This is a genomic window from Cupriavidus necator, from assembly GCF_013141915.1.
Lineage (GTDB): Bacteria > Pseudomonadota > Gammaproteobacteria > Burkholderiales > Burkholderiaceae > Cupriavidus > Cupriavidus necator_B.
The window spans coordinates 71,234-89,148 of the sequence record NZ_SROX01000012.1 but is presented as its reverse complement, the minus strand read 5'-3'; the positions used below and the strand labels follow the sequence as shown (position 1 = coordinate 89,148).

Genomic DNA, 17,915 nt, shown 5'->3' with positions numbered 1-17,915 from the left:
TAAACGCTCATTCCGGCACCGGATACTTCCTCGCATTCATCTCCATCTTCGCCCGCACCGCCGCGTCCAGGTCTACGCCGAGCGCCGTGGCCAGTTGCGCAAGATAGATCGTGATATCCGCCAGCTCCTGCTCCACATGCTCGCGCTTGGACGTGGACATGATGGCGCGCGATTCGTCCTCGGTCTGCCACTGGAAGATTTCGACCAGTTCGGACACCTCCACGCTCAGTGCCATCGCAAGGTTCTTGGGGCTGTGGTACTTGCCCCAGTGGCGGGCTTCGCCAAACGCATGGGCGGCTTGCTGCAAGTTCTTGATATCGATCAGGGATGTCATGGTATGGCGATAGTGTCTTGCCGCGCGCGGGATCCAACGGACGCGAAACGCAGATTTAAGCATGACCTGCCCGCCCTCGACATCCTGGCTGCCCCAGGCTTACCCTTCGCTTGTGCATCCACCGTCGCAACGGAGGTTTTCATGCGCCCGAATCCTGGCATGGCGCTCGCCACGCTGGCCGGCACGATCGCCTACCTGGCCATCGCCATCGCCGGCTGGGGCGGCATCGCGCCCTTCTTCGCGCACCCGGCGCGCGTGGCGCTGTCGCTGGTCCTGTTTGCCCTGGCCGGCGCCGCCCTCTTTTCCGGCGGCAACGTCAGCAGCGGCATGCGCGAGGACCGCGGCAACCGCTGGGTGCTGGCCGTGTTCGGCGTGCTGGGTCTGCTGGCAGCGTACCTGCCCGCCGTTACCGACCGCCTCGACGTATGGACCATCGACGGCGACCCCATGCGCTGGATCGGCGTCGCGCTGTTCGCCGGCGGCGGCGTGCTGCGGCTGTGGCCGGTGTTTGTGCTGGGGCGGCGCTTCAGCGGCCTGGTGGCGATCCAGCCCGGCCACACGCTGGTCACCACGGGCATTTACGGCGTCATCCGGCACCCCAGCTACCTCGGCTTCCTGATCAGTTCGCTGGGATGGGTACTGGCCTTTCGCTCCGGCATGGGCGTGGCGCTGACGCTGCTGATGGTGCCGCCACTGCTGGCGCGCATCCGGGCCGAAGAGGCGCTGCTGCGCGACCAGTTTGGCGACGCGTACGCGTCGTACTGCGACAGGACGTGGCGGATGCTGCCGGGTATCTATTGACGCGACGAAGCGGCGCGCCGTCCACCTGCACGATAAATCTGCCGATCACCAAGGGTTATCCCTAGGCATGCATTCCCATTTTCCGGGACTGGCAGTTTTGATTTCCGGGAATCCGGTCCTATTCTTGGGCCCCATGTTGAATGCTGTCGACCCCACCATCGTCCCCGCGACTGCCGCTCCCATGGCTCCCGAATCTGCCCAGCCCGCCGGCGGGGCTGATCGCGTGCTGTTCGTGCTGGCCGCGCTGGCACAGCACGGCGCGCCGATCACGGTGCGCGAACTGGTGGCCAGGACCGGCCTGCCCAAAAGCACGCTCTATCGGCAGCTGATGCTGCTCAAGCGCTGGGGCTTCGTGCTCGAGTCCGACGGCGAATACGCGCCGGGCCCGATCAGCCTGCAGCTGGCGCTGGGCTTCGACATGGCCTCGCACCTCGCCCGCGAAGCCTTGCCCGATATGCGCCTGCTGGCGCAGCAGTCCGATGAAAGCGTCGGCCTGGTGGTCGCGGTCAAGGACCACGCGGTGTGCCTGGAGATGGTGGAGAGCCGCCAGTCGCTGCGCTGCTCGTTCGAGAAAGGGCGCGGCGTGCCGCTGCGCGCGGGCGCGTCGGCCAAGTCGCTGCTGGCCTTCATGCGCGACGACGCGCGCGAACGCGTGGTCCGCGCGCAGTGCGAGCCGGCCGAAGCTGAACGACTGCTGGCGGAACTCGCTGCGATTCGCGACACCGGCTATGCCATCAGCGAAGGCGAAGTGGATCCCGGCGTGTGGGGCGTCAGCGCCCCGCTGTTCTCGCGGCGTGCCAAGGCCGAAGCGCTGGGCGCCATCACGCTGATGGTGCCGGCCTCGCGCCGGCAAGGGCGCGAAAGCGCGCTCATCGACATGACCGTGGCCGCAGCCATGCGGATTTCCGCGCGGCTGCAGTCTTACTGAAACCCGAGCCATCGTTACCGCCGCCGTCCGCAGCCCGCGCGACGGCAGATATCCCGTTCCCGGAAAAAAGGAGACCTCCATGAACCTTCGTCGCAAATGCCTGATCGCCGGCCTCTCGGCCGTGGCCGCACTGACCTTCGGCGCCGCCGCGCACGCGCAGGACAGCAATGTGCTGCGCGTGGCCACGGACGCCACTTTCCCGCCGATGGAATTCATCGAGAACGGCAAGCGCACCGGCTTTGACGTGGAGCTGGTCGAGGCCATGGCCAAGACCATGGGCAAGCAGGTGGAATGGACCGACATCGACTTCAAGGGCCTGATCCCGGGCCTGGTGTCGCGCCGCTTCGACATGGCGGTGTCCGGCATCTACATCACCCCGGAGCGCCGCAAGGTGGTGGACTTTACCGAGCCGTACTACACCGGCGGCCTGGTGGCGCTGGTCAAGAGCGGCAACACCGCCATCAACAAGCCGGAAGACCTGAACGGCAAGAAGGTCAGCGTGCAGGTGGGAACCAAGTCGGTCAGCTTCCTGCGCGACACCTATCCGCAAGTGCAGCGCGTGGAAGTGGAGAAGAACCAGGAAATGTTCAACCTGGTCGAGATCGGCCGTGCCGACGCCGCCGTAACCGGCAAGCCGGCGGCGATGCAGTACGTCAAGACCCGCGGCGGCCTGCGCATGGTGGCGCAGCCCCTGACCACCGAGGAATACGGCATGGCCGTGCGCAAGGACACGCCCGAGCTGACCCGCGCGCTGAACGCCGCGCTGGCCAAGGTCAAGGCCGATGGCACGTACGCCAAGCTGACCCAGAAGTGGTTCGGCAGCGCCGCCAAGTAAGCCACGCGGACCGACATCATGGAACTGGATTTTTCTCCCGTCTTTGCCGGGTGGCCTGACATCCTGCACGGCGCCGTCATCACCGTGGAGGTGACGGCGTGCGCGCTGGTGCTGGGCTGCGTGATGGGGCTGCTGGTCGGCATCGGCCGGCTGGACCCCAAGCGCCGCGTGATCTACAGCCTCTGCACCGCCTATGTGACCTTCATCCGCGGCACGCCGCTGCTGGTGCAGCTGTTCCTGCTGTTCTTCGGGCTGCCGCAGTTCAACATCCTGCTGCCGGCGTTCGTGTGCGGCGTGATCGGGCTGGGCATCTATTCCGGCGCCTATGTCTCGGAAATCGTGCGCGGCGCGATCCAGTCGGTCGACAAGGGCCAGCTGGAAGCCGCGCGCTCGATTGGCATGTCGTCCGGCCAGGCCATGCGCGCGATCATCCTGCCACAGGCGATCGTGCGCATGATTCCGCCGCTGGGCAACGAGTTCATCGCGCTGATCAAGAACTCGGCGCTGGTGTCGCTGCTGACCATTGCCGACCTGATGCACGAGGGCCAGAAGATCATCAGCGTGTCGTACCGCTCGCTGGAGGTCTACCTGGCGATCGCGCTGGTTTACCTGATCCTGACAAGCGCGGCCGGGCTGATCCTGCGCCGCGCCGAACAACGGCTGCGCATGGGAGGCATGGTGCAATGAGCGATTCCGCAATCATCCGGATCCGCAACCTGGGCAAATCGTTCGGCAGCCACACGGTGCTGCGGGGCATCGATTTCGATGTGCAGCCGTCGCAGGTGGTCGTGGTGATCGGCCCCAGCGGCTCGGGCAAGAGCACCTTCCTGCGCTGCTGCAACGGCCTGGAACAGCCCGAAGCCGGCACCATCGACATCGTTGGCAAGCGCCTGGTGACCGACGGCCAGCTGATCGGGGAGCATGAGCTGAACCAGCTGCGCACCGAAGTGGGCATGGTGTTCCAGTCGTTCAACCTGTTCCCGCACCTGTCGGTGCTGCACAACGTCACGGTCGGGCCGCGTATGCTGCGCGGCGTGTCTCGCGATGACGCCGAGCGCAAGGCGATGGGCCTGCTCGAGAAAGTCGGCCTGGCGCACAAGGCGCATGCCATGCCGGCGAGCCTGTCCGGCGGCCAGAAGCAGCGCGTGGCGATTGCCCGCGCGCTGGCCATGGAACCGCGCGTGATGCTGTTCGACGAGCCCACCTCCGCACTGGACCCGGAGCTGGTGGGCGAAGTGCTGCAGGTGATGAAGGTGCTGGCGGCCGAAGGCATGACCATGGTCGTGGTCACCCATGAAATGGGCTTTGCCCGCGAGGTGGCCGATGTGGTGGTGGTCATGGATGGCGGCGGCATCATCGAAGCGGGGCCGCCATCGGTCATCTTCTCCGCGCCGACGCAGGAACGCACGCGCGGCTTCCTGCAGGCGGTACTGACGCGGGCATGAGGATGGCAGTGACACAGAACCCGTGGCGAGGCCGTGTCGACCACGGCGAGCAAGGCGACACCACGCGGCTGTTCCGCATCGTGCAGGCGCTGGACACCTCGGAGGCCACGCCGCTGGGCAACGCGCCCGTATTGCTCGGCTTCCGCTGCGATGCCGGTGTGCTGCGCAACCAGGGCCGCCCCGGCGCCGCCCAGGGCCCCGACGCCATCCGCCAGGCGCTGGCCAACGTGCCGGCGCACGGCCTGCCGGTGCTGCACGACGCCGGCAATGTCGACTGCGACGCCGGCGACCTCGAATCGGCGCAGCAGGCGCTGGCGGACACCGTGCGCGCGGTACTGGCCCGCGGCGGCGTTCCGCTGGTGCTCGGCGGCGGCCATGAAGTGGCGTGGGGCACGTGGCAGGGCCTGCGCGCGCACCTGGATGCGCAGGATGATGGCGGGCGCGTGCTGATCATCAATATCGACGCCCACTTCGACCTGCGCACCAGCCGGCCGGCCAGCTCCGGCACGCCCTTCGACCAGATCGCCAACGCCTGCGCCGAGCGCGGCCAGCCGTTCGACTATGTCTGCCTGGGGGTCAGCCGCCTCAGCAATACGCCGGCGCTGTTCAGCCGCGCCGAGGCGCTGGGTGTCTGCTACGTCGAAGACGTCGACATGCAGGAACGCGACCTCGCCGCGCGGCTGGCGGAGCTGTCAGCCCGCATCGATGCCGCCGACCATGTGTACCTGACCATCGACCTGGACGCGCTGCCCGGCGCCGTGATGCCGGGCGTGTCGGCGCCCGCCGCCTACGGCGTGCCGTTGCCCGTGGTGGAAGAAGTCGCCCGGCTGGTCCGCCGCAGCGGCAAGCTGCGCGTCGCCGACCTCGCGGAGTACAACCCGCAGTACGACCGCGACCACCAGGGCGCGCGCGTGGCGGCCCGGCTGGCCTGGCGCCTGTTGCGCTGACCGCCAGGCCGCATACCCTTCCGGCAGTTGGCAGCCGCCGCGCGCGGCGATAGTATTGCCCTTCGCTATATTTGGCGATTCTGATCAGAATTGATAAAGCCAGGCGAGGGCAGTCCTGCGCCGGCGCGGCCGTTGCCGCGCCCGCGGACCACCTTGCCGTATTACGGGCGGAAGGGTCTGCGTGATCGAACACATCGTTATCGTCGGTTTTGGCTGCATCGGCCAGGCCGTGCTGCCGCTGCTGGAGCGAGCCTGGCCGCGGGCCGCGATCACCGTGGTCGACCGCGTGCTGGACAACGCTCGCCAGGCGCTTGTCACCCGGCACGGGCTGCACGCCATCCGGGCCACCGTCACGGCAGCCAATTTCAGAACCACGCTGGACCCGCTGCTGCGGCCCGGCGCCTTCCTGCTGAACCTCGCCCCGTCCGTCTGCAGCCGCGACCTGATCGCGCTGGCGCAGGCGCGTGGCGCCTTCTATGTCGACGCCGGCATCGAACCCTGGGACTATGAAGCCGATGCGCAGGCCTCGCACCTGAGCAATTACGCGCTGCGCCACGAGATGCTGGCCTTCGCCCGCGGCCGTGAGACCCTGCCGACCGCGCTGGTGGCGCATGGCGCCAATCCCGGACTGGTTTCGGTGCTGGTCAAGGCCGCGCTGATGGCCCTGGCCGGCAAGGCGGGGATGCATCGGCCGGAGCCCCGCGATCGCACCGGGTGGGCCGCGCTGGCCCGCATGCTGGACGTACGCGTCGTACAGGTGGCCGAGTACGACAGCCAGCAAGCCCCCGGCTACCCCCGCGACGGCGAGTTCGCCAACACCTGGTCCGCCGAAGGCTTTATCACCGAATGCCTGCAGGATGCCGAACTCGGCTGGGGCAGCCATGAGCCGCAGTTGCCGCCCGATGGCTACCGCCACGACTACGGCAGCGGCGCGGCCATCGCGCTGGACCGGCCAGGTCACCGCACACGCGTGCGGTCGTGGTCGCCGGTGCATGGCCCCTTCGACGCCTACCTGATCACGCACAACGAATCGATCTCGATCGCCGAGTACCTGACCGACACCAGCGCCGGCGAGCCGCCGTATCGCCCCACCGTCTACTACGCCTACCGCCCCACCGCCGCCACGCAAGCGTCGATGCAATGGCTGGACGACCGCGCCGCCCCGCGCGTGCGCGGCGAACGCATCCTGCGCGACGAGATCCAGTGCGGCGAAGACGAGCTTGGCGTGCTGCTGATGAGCGGCCGGCACGGCGCGGTCTGGCATGGCTCGCGCCTGTCGGTGCAGCGCGCACGCTCGCTGGCGCCCTACAACACCGCCACCAGCCTGCAGGTGGCATCGAGCCTGGTCGCCGGCATGCAATGGATGCTGGCCAACCCGACGCGCGGCGTGGTGGAATCCGATGCGCTCGATTTCCGCCCCGTGCTGGCCGATGCCGCGCACTGGTGGGCGCCGCTGAGCGTGCAGTTCACCGACTGGCTGCCGCGGCCCGGCGCCGCGTCGCTCGCCTTCATCGACTTCCTGCTGGACGACCCCAAGGTCCGGCCCGATCCCGCTCTCCTGACCCTTGCCTGCTGATGCAACGCATCCCGCAAACCCCGCGCCGCAACTGGCCGCGCGAACTCGAGAAGGTGGGCTTCCACTTCCATTCGCTGGACGAGTTCAACGTCCCGCGCGGAGTCGACGACAACACCTTTTTCTATTGGCGCGAAGACGCCGCCTATGCCTTCTCCAAGCACGAGGTGGAAACACTCTATGCCGCCGCGTATGACCTGAACCAGCGCTCCCTGGAAGCCGTGCAGCACGTCATCGACCACGACCTGTTCGCGCGCCTGGCCATCGACGAGGATTTCGCGCAACTTATCCGCACCTCGTGGGACCGCGACGAGCCCACGCTGTTCGGCCGCTTCGACATGACGCTGGACGCGCACGGCGTGCCGAAGCTATACGAGTTCAACGCCGACACCCCCACCTCGCTGATCGAATCCGCCGTCGCCCAGTGGTACTGGAAAGACGCCGTGCAACCGCAGGCCGACCAGTTCAACAGCCTGCACGACGCACTGGTCGCGCGCTGGCAATGGCTGCGCGACCACTACCGCAACGCCAGCCTGCTGCACCTGGCGTGCATGTTCGACAGCCAGGAAGACATCTGCAACACCGAGTACCTGATGGACACCGCGCTGCAGGCCGGCTGGTCGGTCAAGCTGGTCGACCTGCAAGACATCGGCACCGACGGCCGCGGCAACTTCTACGACGCCGACAACGTGCCGATGGAAGTCGTGTTCAAGCTCTACCCGTGGGAATGGATGGCCAGCTCCGACTACCGCGACCAGCTCGCGCACAGCCCCGTGCGCTGGGTCGAGCCGCCGTGGAAGGCGGTGCTGTCCAACAAGGCCATCCTGCCGATCCTGTGGGAACTGTTCCCGGGACACCCCAACCTGATCGAAGCCAGCTTCGACCCGGGCCAGTTCGCCGGCCGGCCGCACGCGAAGAAGCCCTTCCTGTCGCGCGAAGGCGAAAGCGTGACGCTGATCACGCCCGAAGGCGACCAGGTCCACAACCCCGGCGAGTATGGCGAGGAAGGCTTCATCTACCAGGCCTACGAACCGGCGCGGCGCTTTGACGGCCGCTACACCACGCTCGGCGTCTGGATCGTCGACGACGTGCCCAGCGGCCTGTGCGTACGCGAAGAATCCGGACCCATCGCCAAGAACACCAGCTTCTTCGTCCCCCACTATTTCACCCACGCGTAAGCCATGGCCAACAAGAAGAAGGGCACCAAACGCTCCAGGTACGGCAGCCCGTACCTGCCCGGCAGTGGCGGCTCCGGCGGCGCGTCGCCGCGCATCGCCGCTTACCAGGCCGAGCAGAAGAAGCAGGGCGGCTCGCCCGCGCTGTGGATCGTCGGCGCGTGCGCCGTGGTCGCCGGCGTCGCCGTCCTCGGCTCCTGCAGCGACGACGCCGACGACGATCCCGGCGTGACCGTGCGCCGCGCCAGCTACGCCACGCTGCAAGACTGCGAGGCCGACTGGAACACGCCCAACGACTGCGAGAGTGTCCCGCTCGACGACCCCAGCACCATCTATAGCTTCAGCCTCAACGCCCCCGCCAGTGAAGCCGTCGGCGGCTCCGGCACCACGCACAGCAGCAGCGCGTACTACGCGCGCTGGTACGGCCCGTACTACACCGCCAGCGGCACCGTCTACCACCCCAACGGCACCCAGACCCAGCGCGATCTGTCATCCGGCCCGCTGCGCCCGATGCACGCCTACGACCGCAACGGCACGCCTACGCAGTCATTCACCAACGCCACCCCACGCGCCGCGATGGTGGAAGAAGCCACCGTGCGCCGCAGCTCGCTCAGCGGCGGGCGCTCCATGGGCCTGACGATGCGCTCGGCGGCCGTGTCGCGCGCACCGGTGGTGTCGCGCGGCGGCTTCACCAGCCGCTTCGGCGGCTCCGGTCGCTCCGGCGGCGGCTGAATGCTGCGTGCTGACCGCCTTGTCGTCCCACCTACCTGAACCCTGACAATAGTCCATCCAATGGTCAACACCATGCACCCGGCGCTTGCCTACCTGATCTATATCGTCACCAGCTTCGGCATGCTGGGGTTGTTCCTGCTGGTCTATACGCGGGTCACGCCGCATCGGGAATTCACGCTGATCCGCGAGGGCAACGTCGCGGCGGCGTTGTCGCTGGGCGGGGCGGTGCTCGGGTTCTCGCTGACGCTGTCGTCGAGCATCCAGCACAACGCTACGTTTGCGATGTTCTTGCTGTGGGCGTTCGGGGCGTTTGCGGTGCAGGTGGTGGCTTACCTGGTGGCCGCGCGGGCGCTGGGCGGTGTCAGCGAGGCGATTTCCAGCGATAACCGCGGGATGGGGGCGGTGATGGGGGTGATTTCGCTGGCGGTGGGGGTTGTGAATGCGGCTTGTTTGACGTGAGGCAGTAGGCGCGATTCCGGCATCCCGGAGCCGCTGCTGCGGCATGAACAAGCAAGCGCTGGAAGTTACTGACGACGGGACGCTGCAACCCACTGGGTGTCCTTGCCAGGACGCCAGTGGGCGCCGCTTACTTCGCCCGGCGCCTTGGCCACGTCGCCGGTGTAGCTCAGTTCGATTTCTCCCAAGTCCAAAGACATAGCGCATGCCGAGCCGGGATTTCACGATCTCATTAGGCATTTTCCGCAGAAGAATCGGATAGCGCCCATCCCTGCACTAGCGCAGATTCAATAGGCTCAGTCTGTCATTCCGAATCAGCGGAATGATGGAAATCAAAAACACACTTGAGCCAATTGCAATGGATCCATGCATAACGCCATCCCTGCGCCGTGCCGTGCCCGGCGCATGCCTCAGTCGGGGGCTGATGAAGCCCACCAACTTCCCTACGCGCTCGCCGGCAGGCGGTTTCTCCGTGTCCTACCAGGACTAAGAAAGGGGAGCGGATATGCAGACGCAGCGAAATGCCACGCTGGTTGCGATGGGCCTGACCAGCTTGCTGTTGGCAGCCTGCGGGGGCGCTTCAGAGCATCCGGACGAAGGCAGTGGCGGCGGACCGCCGGCTGCTAACAACCCGCTCAATGCCGGATGCGCGGCCGCGCCCGCGGTCGGCCAGCAGGTCAACGCGACGTCCTAAGACCATCGAAAAAAGTGAAAGAGCTTTCATTACCAGCCCACCTGATCGATAGAACGTCGTATTCGAAATTTGGCATGGAGACAGGCAAGTCGCGGAGGTCTCCAAGAAGTCAGGGAAAGATCAGCCGCCCACGGCTTGGCTGCGTATCAGGCAGCCAGGCCGTGCAGCGGATCACATCATCGCCTTAGTGGTCATACTCCACGCTGGTGGTGAAGTTCAGGTCCAACGGATCTGTCCAGCTCAGGTTACGCGGACGCAGACCGAGGCTGTCGGCGCCATGCTTTGGGTGTTGTCGCAGAATCGTCCTGAGCGATAGCGATAGCCGGAACCAGACGCGATCGGGTGCTGGCGTGCCTTGAACCGCTTCACGGCCACCGCGCTGATCAGCGCTTCACCGCCGCACGCCCTGCCTTCGCAGCCCGCTTCACGGGCACCAGCGTGGCTGCCGCATCCTCGGTCCTGTCCGTATTGACCAGCACCCCCGCCGAAACAATATAAGCCGCCGCGCTCTCGATATCCCCGCGCAGCGCCGCACATGCCGCCGCGCTGTCGTGCTTGCGCAGCGCTGCGACCAGGTTGTCGTGATGCCTGACCGCGACGCGCTCTTCCACGCGGCGCGACCCGGAGCGCAGGTCGTGGTTAAGAATCGGGCCGATGCGCAGCCACGTTGACTCGATCATCTGCAACAGGATCGGCATGCGCGCCGCCGCGTAGACGGCAAAGTGGAGGGCCTGGTTCGCGGCGATGACATCGGCGCCGTCCGGATTGCGCTTGGCCATCTCGTCGGCAAAGCGGCGGTGCAGCGCCTGTACCTGCTTCAGTTCCTCATCGGTGATGCGCTCGGCCGCGGTCGCGGTGGCGAGCCCCTCGAGCTCGATCCGGATCTTCGTGATTTCCTCGAACTGGCTGACGCTCATGCGCGGCACGCGCAGCGCGCGGTTGGGCGTGAGTTCGAGGGCCTGCTCGGCCACCAGCCGATGCACCGCTTCGCGTACCGGCATGACGCTGACGCCCAGTGCGGCGGCGATGTTGCGCAGGGAAATCTGCTCGCCCGGCATCATCTGGCCGCTGACCAGCAGGTCGCGCAGCTGTGTGTAGACGTCTCGGCTGAGCGTCTGGCGGACAAGGGGCGTCACAAGGTCATTCAGGGGCATGCCGCCAAGCATAGCACATAGGGTTATTCTCTATATTTGATCTGTGATCACAGTTTTAATCTTCGTCCGGAAGGCAGGCATTGGCCTGTTCCCAGGAGATTGGAATCATGTGGAAGGATGAATCGCTCGCCGGCAAGCGCGTACTGGTGACCGCCGGCGCGGACGGGATTGGCCTGGAGATTACGCGCGCCCTGGTGGAGGCGGGCGCCCGCGTTGCGGTGTGCGACGTGGCCGGCGACAGCCTCGAACGCGTCGTGGCCCAGCTGCCCGGCGTGGTGGCAATCAGGGCCGATGTGTCCAAGGAAAACGACGTCGAGGCGCTGTTCCAGGCGGTGGATGGCGCCTTTGGCGGGCTCGACGTGCTGGTCAACAATGCCGGGGTTGCCGGCCCCACCGGTGGTATCGAAACCCTGTCGCTGACCGACTGGGAGCGCACGCTTGCCGTCAACATCACCGGCCAGTTCCTGTGCGCCCGCGCCGCGGTGCCGCGCCTGCGGCAGGGGCGCTCGCCGTCGATCGTCAACCTGTCTTCCGCGGCCGGGCATCTCGGCATGCCGGGCCGTTCCGCCTACTCCGCGTCGAAATGGGCCGTGGTGGGCTTTACCAAATCGCTGGCGCTGGAACTGGGCGCGGATGGCATCCGCGTGAACACGGTGCTGCCCGGCGCGGTCGACGGCCCGCGTATCCGCGCCGTCATTGCCGCGAAGGCGGAGTCCCTCGGCAAGCCGCTTGAGGAAGTGACGCGCAACTACACGTCGCAGGCGGCATTGCAGCGCATGGTGACGATGCGCGACATCGCCAACATGGTGCGCTTCCTCTGCAGCGACCAGGCCGCCAATGTGCACGGCCAGGAAATGGTCGTCGACGGCCTGACCCAGGCGCTCAGCTAGCGCGCCCGGCGCATCGCGGGGCCGCCGGATATCCGCGGCCCGCCCTCCGACCCAACCCCATCAAGGAATCACCATGGCCAAGCGAGCCAAAGCCATCATCACCTGCGCCCCGACCGGCGCCATCCACACGCCGAGCATGTCGCCCCACCTGCCGGTGACCGCCGACGAGATCGCACAAGCCGCCATCGACGCGGCACGCGCAGGCGCCGCCATCCTGCACCTGCACGCCCGCGACCCGAAGGACGGGCGCCCGTCGCAGGACCCCGAGCTGTTCCGGCCGTTCCTTTCCAGGATCAGCGCCGAGACCAATGCCGTGATCAATATCACCACCGGTGGCAGCCCGCACATGACGGTGGAAGAGCGCATGCTGCCGGCCACTACCTTCAAGCCCGAGCTGGCCTCGCTGAACATGGGCTCGATGAACTTCGGGCTGTTCCCGATGCTCGACCGCTTCAAGCAATTCCAGCATGACTGGGAGCGCGAACACCTGGAGAACAGCCGCAACCTGATCTTCAAGAACACCTACCAGGACATCGAGAACATCCTGCGCATCGGCAATGCCAACGGCACGCGCTTCGAATTCGAGTGTTATGACATCAGCCATCTGTACAACTTGCGGCACTTCCTTGACCGTGGCCTGGTCAGCGGTCCGGTGTTCATCCAGTCCGTATTCGGCATCCTGGGCGGCATCGGCCCCGATCCGGAAGACCTGATGCACATGCACCGCACCGCCCGGCGCCTGTTCGGCGACCAGTTCCGCTGGTCGATCCTGGGCGCAGGCCGCGGCCAGCTTCCGCTCGCCACCATCGGCGCGGCCATGGGCGCCAACGTGCGCGTGGGCCTGGAGGACTCGCTCTGGATCGGTCCGGGCCAGCTGGCGGCATCGAGCGCCGAGCAGGTCACGCGCATCCGGACCGTGCTGGAAGCGCTGAACATTGACGTGGCAACGCCGGACGAAGCCCGCGACATCCTCGCCCTGAAGGGCGCGGCAGGCACCGCGTTCTGAACCAGCGGGGCCGCCATGGCGCGGCCCCAACCCATCCCGCCAACACTGAAGACACCAACCAGGCAGAACGGCTAATGCGCGGCCTCAGGGCATAGCACCGTATCCGCCGATGGAGACTACGCTCATGCAAACCGTACCCGCCTCAGGCGCGCCGCCGCTGGCCGCGCCGACCGATCGCCCGCTGACCGCACTGCTGTTCCGCAAGCTCATGCCCTTGCTAGTGTTGTCCTATGTGATCAGCTTTCTCGACCGCACCAACATTGCCCTCGCCAAGACCCACATCGCGGTCGACCTGAACATCTCCGCCGCGGCTTACGGCCTGGGCGCGGGCCTGTTCTTCCTCAGCTATGCCCTGCTGGAGATCCCGAGCAACCTGATCATGCATCGGGTCGGCGCGCGCTTCTGGATCACGCGCATCATGGTGACGTGGGGCCTGCTGTCCGCGGCGATGGCTTTCGTCCAGGGCGAGACCTCCTTCTACATCATGCGCGTGCTGCTGGGCGCGGCCGAGGCGGGGCTGTTTCCCGGCGTGATGCTCTATCTCACGTACTGGTTCGGCCGCGAGGATCGCGCGCGGGCGGTGGGCTATTTCCTGCTCGGCGTCTGTATCGCCAACATCGTCAGCGGCCCGCTCGGCGGCGCCTTGCTGGGCATGGATGGGATCTGGGGCTTCAAAGGCTGGCAATGGATGTTCGTGCTCGAAGGCCTGCCCGCGGTGTTCCTGGCCGCGGTAGTCTGGAAGAAGCTGCCCGACGGCCCGGACAGCGCGCCATGGCTGACGCCCGCCCAGGCACAGGCCGTCCGCAGCCGGCTGGCCGCGGAAGCCGCCGATGCCAGCACCGGCAAAGGCGGTCACTCATTCCTGGGCGCCATGCGTGACCCGCAGGTCTGGCTGGCGATCTTCATCTACTTCTGCCACCAGATCTCGATCTACACGGTGATCTTCTTCCTGCCGGGCATCATCGGCACTTACGGCAAGCTCACGCCCGTGGAGATCGGGATGCTCAATTCGCTGCCCTGGATCGCCGCCGCCATCGGCGCCGCATGGCTGCCCCGACATGCCAATACCCCACGGCGCGGCCGTCGCCTGCTCTGCCTGGGCCTGGTGGTGATGGCCGGCGGCCTGCTGATTGCCGCCTTCGCCGGGCCGGTGATGGCGCTGGTGGGATTTTCGCTGACCGCGCTGATGTTCTTCGTGGTGCAGGCGATCGTGTTCCTGTTTCCTTCGTCCCGGCTCAAAGGTGTGGCACTGGCGGGCGGGCTGGCGCTGATCAATACCTGCGGGCTGGTGGGTGGGTTCATCGGGCCGTCGGTGATGGGTCTGATCGAACAGGCGACCGGGAGCACGCGCAATGGATTGATCATCATGGCGGCAATGCTGCTGGTGGCCTGCGCGGTGGCACCGTTTCTGAGGCAGGGGCAGGAGCGCTGACGGTGGTAAGGCGACGGTTCCTCTATGGGAGAAGGGGGACTGGCCAAGCGCAAATCTAGGACTATTCGGAGACTTTAATCCCGTGCCGTGGTGATGATCGGCTACTGCCGGCCCAACCCATCGTTCGCTTTGCGGCATGAATAGTCCCGATTCGGCCGCCTTGACATCACGCGGCACAGGAACCAGGCGGTAGCCGATCAAGAAAAATACCAAATCTGATCATAATTTCTCTGATTGCGTTCCGTATCGTTTTGTGGAACTAATGGCGATCTTGCCGCCACTAGTTTTCATCGAACGGCTATGGATGCCGCCGCGCTGTTCCGAAACCTGTTTTCTCCTCTTCACCGCCTCTATGCGCTGGATGGCGCTGATCCGCTTGGCGAGCTGGCCATCGAAGCCTGGATTGGCCGCGAAGCCATCTCCGAACTCTTTGAATGGCGCATCGTCGCCGTCAGGACAGACTCGATGCGGTCGCCGCAAAAAAAACCCGCTGCCCGCAAGGAACCTGCGCCCGCGATGATCGGCCCGATGACGGCCAAGGTCGGCATACCGCCGCCACTGCCATTGAGCGCCGACGAACAGGCGCTGCTGCAGACACACGATCGCCTCAGGCGGCAACGCGAAGCCAGGGGCCAGTCCGTCGACGCCGCGCTGAAGGATCCGGCCTACACCGACCAGCTGCCACAACAGCCCAGTGGCCGGGAGTTATGGCAGATGTGGGGCTACCTGCGGTGGCGGACCGTTTATGACGACAGGTACATGGACTACCGCGGCAACTTCCCGCAGCTCGCTGGATTGGACGCCGCAGCACTGAAAAGCCGGATGAAGCAGCTGGAACCGCAGCTCAAGCTGGCACGCTCCCGATCCGAAGCGCTTAACCGGACGCTGAGCAGCTCGGCTCGTTACGGGTCGGTATCGCAGGACCTCTATAACGACTTGGCAGGACAGTTTCGCCTGGCGCAGGCAATAGAGGAAGAAATGGCTGCGATTACGGCGTTCATGGAGGAGCGGGCTGACTAGGTGCCGCGTTGGTTTGGCAACGCTTCATTCCTGCCCCGCTTGCCACGCCGACCAACCTGGAGCCCCCGCGGTGTAATCTTCGCTGGAGTCGGCGCGAACCCCCAGCGCCGCGTTGTCGCTATCGAATCGGCGTCAGCAACGCCGGAGCACCGAATCCGTCAAGCCGGGCATTGCTTCTTACAAAAAAGCTCTCCCAGAACACCCTCAACGCCTCAATACTTTGCGGCGAACGATAGGAGGCCGCTGCGTTTCGCGCGCCCTTTGGCTCTGGAACAATTCCAGCGCCCATCACATAAACGGACGCCCCGCCAAAGTCCGCCCGCACGTTCGCCTTCTCGACCTTGCGCAACTCCTGCGCAGGATCGATCTGCCGCATGCGTTCCTGGCTGTAGAAGCTCGAGATCGACGAGTTCTCCAGCATGTCTGACACGATCAGCACTGTCTTCTGCTGCGCCGCTCCCTCTCGTACTGCCTGCGATACCGCGGCAATGCTGGCAAGCACGTCAGAGCGGGCCAGCGCTTCGCTGCTTCCGTGCAGGGCTTCCCTAACCGAGTCTGCCACCAGCCGGGTTCCGTAAGCGTATTGCGACTTCAGGCAGGCATCCAAGCTCTTCAACGTCCTGACCGCCGTGGCATCCCGCACTGACCGGTCAAGCAGCGGTGCCTCCAACGTTCCGGCCGCCAACTGCTGCAGGGAGCGGCCTTGTGCATAGGCTGAGAAGCTGTAAACCCGGAATGTCGTGCCCGGCTTCAGCAGGCTCTGCAGATGCCGACCCAGGTCCGCAACTAGCTTGTCGTCCAACACCGTAGTCTGGTCGATCATCAGGAACAGCGCGCGCTGCGCCGATGCCGGCACGCCGAGCTGGTTGGCGGCATAGCAACTAGGCATGTCGGGCGCGGCCAGAGCGGGTCCACACAGCAATGTGGTAGCCACTGCAAGCCATGCCACCCCCTGCCGTATGCCTGCGGCGGCCACGTTCGCCATGTCAGAGAAGGGCTTCCAGGCGTGCACGTTCGGCCTCCTTGTTGCGTTCTTCTTCATCCTTGCGGGCTTGCTCCTCGGCAAGTCGGGCGGCCTCCTGTGCCGCCTTGCGCTCAGCAAGGCTCGCAGTGACGTCGTTGCGCACAGGGTCCGGCAGGCTCTGGAGCAACGCCACTGCATCCGCCTTGCGGCCGGCAGCCGTCATGGCGTCGATGCGCGCAAGCACGCTTGCAGTGTCGGTGAGGTTTTCAGCGGCCGAGGGAATGCTGGCCTGCGGCGCACCGCCGGCAGCGGTGACGCGCGAGCGCGACACGCGCGCATCCATCAGGTAGTCGTCAAAGGTATGTTCGAGCCGCAGACCATCGTTGGCGCGCCGTTCGCTCATCTTCTGCTGCAAGGTCTGCAGCTTCGACTGAGCGATCTGCATCAGCGGCGTGAAGAATGCCAGGTAGTCATCATAGGTTGAGAACCCGCGCGTGCCGCGGTAGGCCGCCTTGCTTTCCTTACCGGCGAAGCCCCATTTGTAGCCGCCCGCAATGCCAACCAACTGCGTGATGGCAAAGATGAATGCAAGCATCAGGAAGGCAGCGAGACCTTCGTCGGCATAAGCGGCATGGCCGTCGGCCATGGCCTTGTCGTCGGCCTTCTGCTGTGCCTGGCGCAGTTCGTCAGGCAGCGACTGGCCGAGCTTGTCGAACGGATTGCCCGCGGCGGGCGCTTCGGAGACGAGCGCGGTTTGCGCGGTACGCTCGGCTTCCAGGTGTTTGACACGCATTACGGTAGAAACGACCGAGACAAAGACGATGATGACCGCCGCCACGCCCACCATGAAATAGCTACGAGTGGTGCCCACACGGTTCACGCATTGCTTGTACTCGGGCTCAGCGTCGTCTTTCTCTTGCGGGTCGTTCAGCTTGATATTGTGGCTGGCAAACTTGCCTGGCTGGCCTTCGCCGCGCCACTCCGAGTCGGCCTTGGCGATCAGGTTGCTGCGATAGAGCTGGTGGCCGGCGCTGTGCATCACGAACACAAAGATCACGCACAGCACGAACACGATTGCCCACATCAGCAACTGGCGCGCGTTTTCGCTGCCGCCTTCACCGGCCATCCACGTGCCCAGCATGTACGAGAAACCCAGGCCTTCCGCCAGCACCAGCACGCACAATAGCCCCATCATCCATCCCGGCGTCGGCGAGCGCCCCAGGTCATGTGCCTTGGAAAGATAGGTCAGCCGCTTGTTGAACTCTTCCTCCGTGGTGAAATGGATGAACTGCTTGTAGGCATCGCACAGCGTGCGTTCCGACAACGTCCAGGACTTGTCCTTGGCGAAGCGCGTCGTATCGCGGGACAGCCGCGCGATCTTGCCGATTAGCGGCAGGCTGTACCAGAGGTTCATCAATGCAAAGTCGATCCGAAACTTGTTGCCCAGGTACACCACCAGCAACGCCGCGAGCGCGAGCGCCGAGTTCAGCGCCGCAAGGTTGTCATTGATCCATTGACTCATTGTCTTG

At 65.7% G+C, this 17,915-nt stretch carries 20 protein-coding genes; 15 read left to right on the top strand and 5 right to left on the bottom strand.

Annotated elements, in window-relative coordinates; genetic code table 11:
* Positions 1–7 precede the first annotated feature (7 nt).
* A complete protein-coding gene (locus tag E5S69_RS21035) occupies positions 8–334 on the bottom strand; it encodes a nucleotide pyrophosphohydrolase (RefSeq protein WP_171516563.1) in 327 nt (108 codons plus the stop codon).
* 141 nt (positions 335–475) lie between these two features.
* On the opposite strand from E5S69_RS21035, the gene E5S69_RS21030 reads away from it, so the two are divergent.
* The 10 genes from E5S69_RS21030 to E5S69_RS20985 all read left to right on the top strand — a co-directional run bounded on the left by E5S69_RS21030 (position 476) and on the right by E5S69_RS20985 (position 9,229).
* Positions 476–1,135 carry a methyltransferase family protein gene (locus tag E5S69_RS21030; RefSeq protein ID WP_171516562.1) on the top strand — a complete coding sequence of 220 codons (660 nt, stop codon included), beginning with the start codon at positions 476–478 and terminating at the stop codon, positions 1,133–1,135.
* 133 nt (positions 1,136–1,268) lie between these two features.
* Positions 1,269–2,063, top strand: coding sequence for an IclR family transcriptional regulator (locus tag E5S69_RS21025; protein ID WP_171516561.1), 795 nt, complete (start codon positions 1,269–1,271; stop codon positions 2,061–2,063).
* A gap of 79 nt (positions 2,064–2,142) precedes the next feature.
* Positions 2,143–2,898, top strand: coding sequence for a glutamine ABC transporter substrate-binding protein (locus E5S69_RS21020; protein WP_171516560.1), 756 nt, complete (start codon positions 2,143–2,145; stop codon positions 2,896–2,898).
* An 18-nt stretch (positions 2,899–2,916) separates the two neighbouring features.
* A complete protein-coding gene (locus E5S69_RS21015; RefSeq protein WP_171516559.1) occupies positions 2,917–3,585 on the top strand; it encodes an amino acid ABC transporter permease in 669 nt (222 codons plus the stop codon).
* Complete coding sequence (locus tag E5S69_RS21010; protein WP_171516558.1) at positions 3,582–4,343, top strand: amino acid ABC transporter ATP-binding protein; 762 nt, start codon at positions 3,582–3,584, stop codon at positions 4,341–4,343. Before E5S69_RS21015 ends, E5S69_RS21010 begins: the two co-directional genes overlap by 4 nt.
* On the top strand, positions 4,340–5,290 hold the full coding sequence (hutG, locus tag E5S69_RS21005; protein ID WP_171516557.1) for a formimidoylglutamase: 951 nt from the start codon (positions 4,340–4,342) through the stop codon (positions 5,288–5,290). The genes E5S69_RS21010 and hutG overlap by 4 nt, the downstream gene beginning before the upstream one ends.
* A 181-nt stretch (positions 5,291–5,471) precedes the next feature.
* The gene (locus tag E5S69_RS21000; RefSeq protein WP_171516556.1) at positions 5,472–6,866 is read left to right on the top strand and encodes a saccharopine dehydrogenase NADP-binding domain-containing protein; all 1,395 of its coding nucleotides are present in this window, start codon (positions 5,472–5,474) and stop codon (positions 6,864–6,866) included.
* Positions 6,866–8,041, top strand: coding sequence for a glutathionylspermidine synthase family protein (locus tag E5S69_RS20995; protein WP_171516555.1), 1,176 nt, complete (start codon positions 6,866–6,868; stop codon positions 8,039–8,041). The genes E5S69_RS21000 and E5S69_RS20995 overlap by 1 nt, the downstream gene beginning before the upstream one ends.
* A gap of 3 nt (positions 8,042–8,044) precedes the next feature.
* Positions 8,045–8,770: a hypothetical protein gene (locus E5S69_RS20990; RefSeq protein WP_171516554.1), complete on the top strand. Its 726-nt coding sequence runs from the start codon at positions 8,045–8,047 to the stop codon at positions 8,768–8,770.
* Positions 8,771–8,842: 72 nt separating this feature from the next.
* Positions 8,843–9,229 carry a DUF350 domain-containing protein gene (locus E5S69_RS20985; RefSeq protein WP_236901397.1) on the top strand — a complete coding sequence of 129 codons (387 nt, stop codon included), beginning with the start codon at positions 8,843–8,845 and terminating at the stop codon, positions 9,227–9,229.
* Between the two features lie 65 nt (positions 9,230–9,294).
* Here the strand turns inward: E5S69_RS20985 and E5S69_RS32665 are convergent, their stop codons facing one another.
* The gene (locus tag E5S69_RS32665; RefSeq protein ID WP_272871732.1) at positions 9,295–9,426 is read right to left on the bottom strand and encodes a hypothetical protein; all 132 of its coding nucleotides are present in this window, start codon (positions 9,424–9,426) and stop codon (positions 9,295–9,297) included.
* Positions 9,427–9,731: 305 nt separating this feature from the next.
* Here E5S69_RS32665 and E5S69_RS20980 point away from each other — a divergent pair, with 305 nt between their 5' ends.
* A complete protein-coding gene (locus E5S69_RS20980) occupies positions 9,732–9,920 on the top strand; it encodes a hypothetical protein (RefSeq protein ID WP_171516552.1) in 189 nt (62 codons plus the stop codon).
* Between the two features lie 383 nt (positions 9,921–10,303).
* On the opposite strand, the gene E5S69_RS20975 is transcribed toward E5S69_RS20980, so the two are convergent.
* Positions 10,304–11,086: a GntR family transcriptional regulator gene (locus E5S69_RS20975; RefSeq protein WP_171516551.1), complete on the bottom strand. Its 783-nt coding sequence runs from the start codon at positions 11,084–11,086 to the stop codon at positions 10,304–10,306.
* A gap of 95 nt (positions 11,087–11,181) precedes the next feature.
* Here E5S69_RS20975 and E5S69_RS20970 point away from each other — a divergent pair, with 95 nt between their 5' ends.
* From E5S69_RS20970 to E5S69_RS32440, 4 genes are all read left to right on the top strand, one after another.
* On the top strand, positions 11,182–11,964 hold the full coding sequence (locus E5S69_RS20970; protein WP_171516550.1) for an SDR family oxidoreductase: 783 nt from the start codon (positions 11,182–11,184) through the stop codon (positions 11,962–11,964).
* 73 nt (positions 11,965–12,037) lie between these two features.
* On the top strand, positions 12,038–12,970 hold the full coding sequence (locus tag E5S69_RS20965; RefSeq protein WP_171516549.1) for a 3-keto-5-aminohexanoate cleavage protein: 933 nt from the start codon (positions 12,038–12,040) through the stop codon (positions 12,968–12,970).
* A gap of 124 nt (positions 12,971–13,094) precedes the next feature.
* Positions 13,095–14,402 carry an MFS transporter gene (locus tag E5S69_RS20960; protein WP_171516548.1) on the top strand — a complete coding sequence of 436 codons (1,308 nt, stop codon included), beginning with the start codon at positions 13,095–13,097 and terminating at the stop codon, positions 14,400–14,402.
* Between the two features lie 300 nt (positions 14,403–14,702).
* Entirely contained in the window at positions 14,703–15,422 is a 720-nt protein-coding gene (locus E5S69_RS32440; RefSeq protein ID WP_236901405.1) for a hypothetical protein, read from the top strand.
* A gap of 118 nt (positions 15,423–15,540) precedes the next feature.
* On the opposite strand, the gene E5S69_RS20950 is transcribed toward E5S69_RS32440, so the two are convergent.
* Positions 15,541–16,464: a hypothetical protein gene (locus E5S69_RS20950; protein WP_236901396.1), complete on the bottom strand. Its 924-nt coding sequence runs from the start codon at positions 16,462–16,464 to the stop codon at positions 15,541–15,543.
* Positions 16,409–17,908 (bottom strand): hypothetical protein, encoded by a 1,500-nt coding sequence (locus E5S69_RS20945; RefSeq protein ID WP_171516547.1) that lies wholly within the window; start codon positions 17,906–17,908, stop codon positions 16,409–16,411. Before E5S69_RS20945 ends, E5S69_RS20950 begins: the two co-directional genes overlap by 56 nt.
* Positions 17,909–17,915 lie beyond the last annotated feature (7 nt).

What these genes read in the sequence shown, in the direction of transcription:
- E5S69_RS21015 (WP_171516559.1), top strand. Translation starts at nt 2,917, where the DNA reads ATGGAACTGGATTTTTCTCCCGTCTTTGCCGGGTGGCCTGACATCCTG.
- E5S69_RS21010 (WP_171516558.1), top strand. Translation starts at nt 3,582, where the DNA reads ATGAGCGATTCCGCAATCATCCGGATCCGCAACCTGGGCAAATCGTTC.
- hutG (WP_171516557.1), top strand. Translation starts at nt 4,340, where the DNA reads ATGAGGATGGCAGTGACACAGAACCCGTGGCGAGGCCGTGTCGACCAC.
- E5S69_RS21020 (WP_171516560.1), top strand. Translation starts at nt 2,143, where the DNA reads ATGAACCTTCGTCGCAAATGCCTGATCGCCGGCCTCTCGGCCGTGGCC.
- E5S69_RS20965 (WP_171516549.1), top strand. Translation starts at nt 12,038, where the DNA reads ATGGCCAAGCGAGCCAAAGCCATCATCACCTGCGCCCCGACCGGCGCC.
- E5S69_RS20945 (WP_171516547.1), bottom strand. Translation starts at nt 17,908, where the DNA reads ATGAGTCAATGGATCAATGACAACCTTGCGGCGCTGAACTCGGCGCTC.
- E5S69_RS20980 (WP_171516552.1), top strand. Translation starts at nt 9,732, where the DNA reads ATGCAGACGCAGCGAAATGCCACGCTGGTTGCGATGGGCCTGACCAGC.
- E5S69_RS20995 (WP_171516555.1), top strand. Translation starts at nt 6,866, where the DNA reads ATGCAACGCATCCCGCAAACCCCGCGCCGCAACTGGCCGCGCGAACTC.
- E5S69_RS32665 (WP_272871732.1), bottom strand. Translation starts at nt 9,426, where the DNA reads ATGTCTTTGGACTTGGGAGAAATCGAACTGAGCTACACCGGCGACGTG.
- E5S69_RS21035 (WP_171516563.1), bottom strand. Translation starts at nt 334, where the DNA reads ATGACATCCCTGATCGATATCAAGAACTTGCAGCAAGCCGCCCATGCG.
- E5S69_RS20960 (WP_171516548.1), top strand. Translation starts at nt 13,095, where the DNA reads ATGCAAACCGTACCCGCCTCAGGCGCGCCGCCGCTGGCCGCGCCGACC.
- E5S69_RS20990 (WP_171516554.1), top strand. Translation starts at nt 8,045, where the DNA reads ATGGCCAACAAGAAGAAGGGCACCAAACGCTCCAGGTACGGCAGCCCG.
- E5S69_RS21030 (WP_171516562.1), top strand. Translation starts at nt 476, where the DNA reads ATGCGCCCGAATCCTGGCATGGCGCTCGCCACGCTGGCCGGCACGATC.
- E5S69_RS21025 (WP_171516561.1), top strand. Translation starts at nt 1,269, where the DNA reads ATGTTGAATGCTGTCGACCCCACCATCGTCCCCGCGACTGCCGCTCCC.
- E5S69_RS20975 (WP_171516551.1), bottom strand. Translation starts at nt 11,086, where the DNA reads ATGCTTGGCGGCATGCCCCTGAATGACCTTGTGACGCCCCTTGTCCGC.
- E5S69_RS20970 (WP_171516550.1), top strand. Translation starts at nt 11,182, where the DNA reads ATGTGGAAGGATGAATCGCTCGCCGGCAAGCGCGTACTGGTGACCGCC.
- E5S69_RS20985 (WP_236901397.1), top strand. Translation starts at nt 8,843, where the DNA reads ATGCACCCGGCGCTTGCCTACCTGATCTATATCGTCACCAGCTTCGGC.
- E5S69_RS32440 (WP_236901405.1), top strand. Translation starts at nt 14,703, where the DNA reads ATGGATGCCGCCGCGCTGTTCCGAAACCTGTTTTCTCCTCTTCACCGC.
- E5S69_RS20950 (WP_236901396.1), bottom strand. Translation starts at nt 16,464, where the DNA reads ATGAAGAAGAACGCAACAAGGAGGCCGAACGTGCACGCCTGGAAGCCC.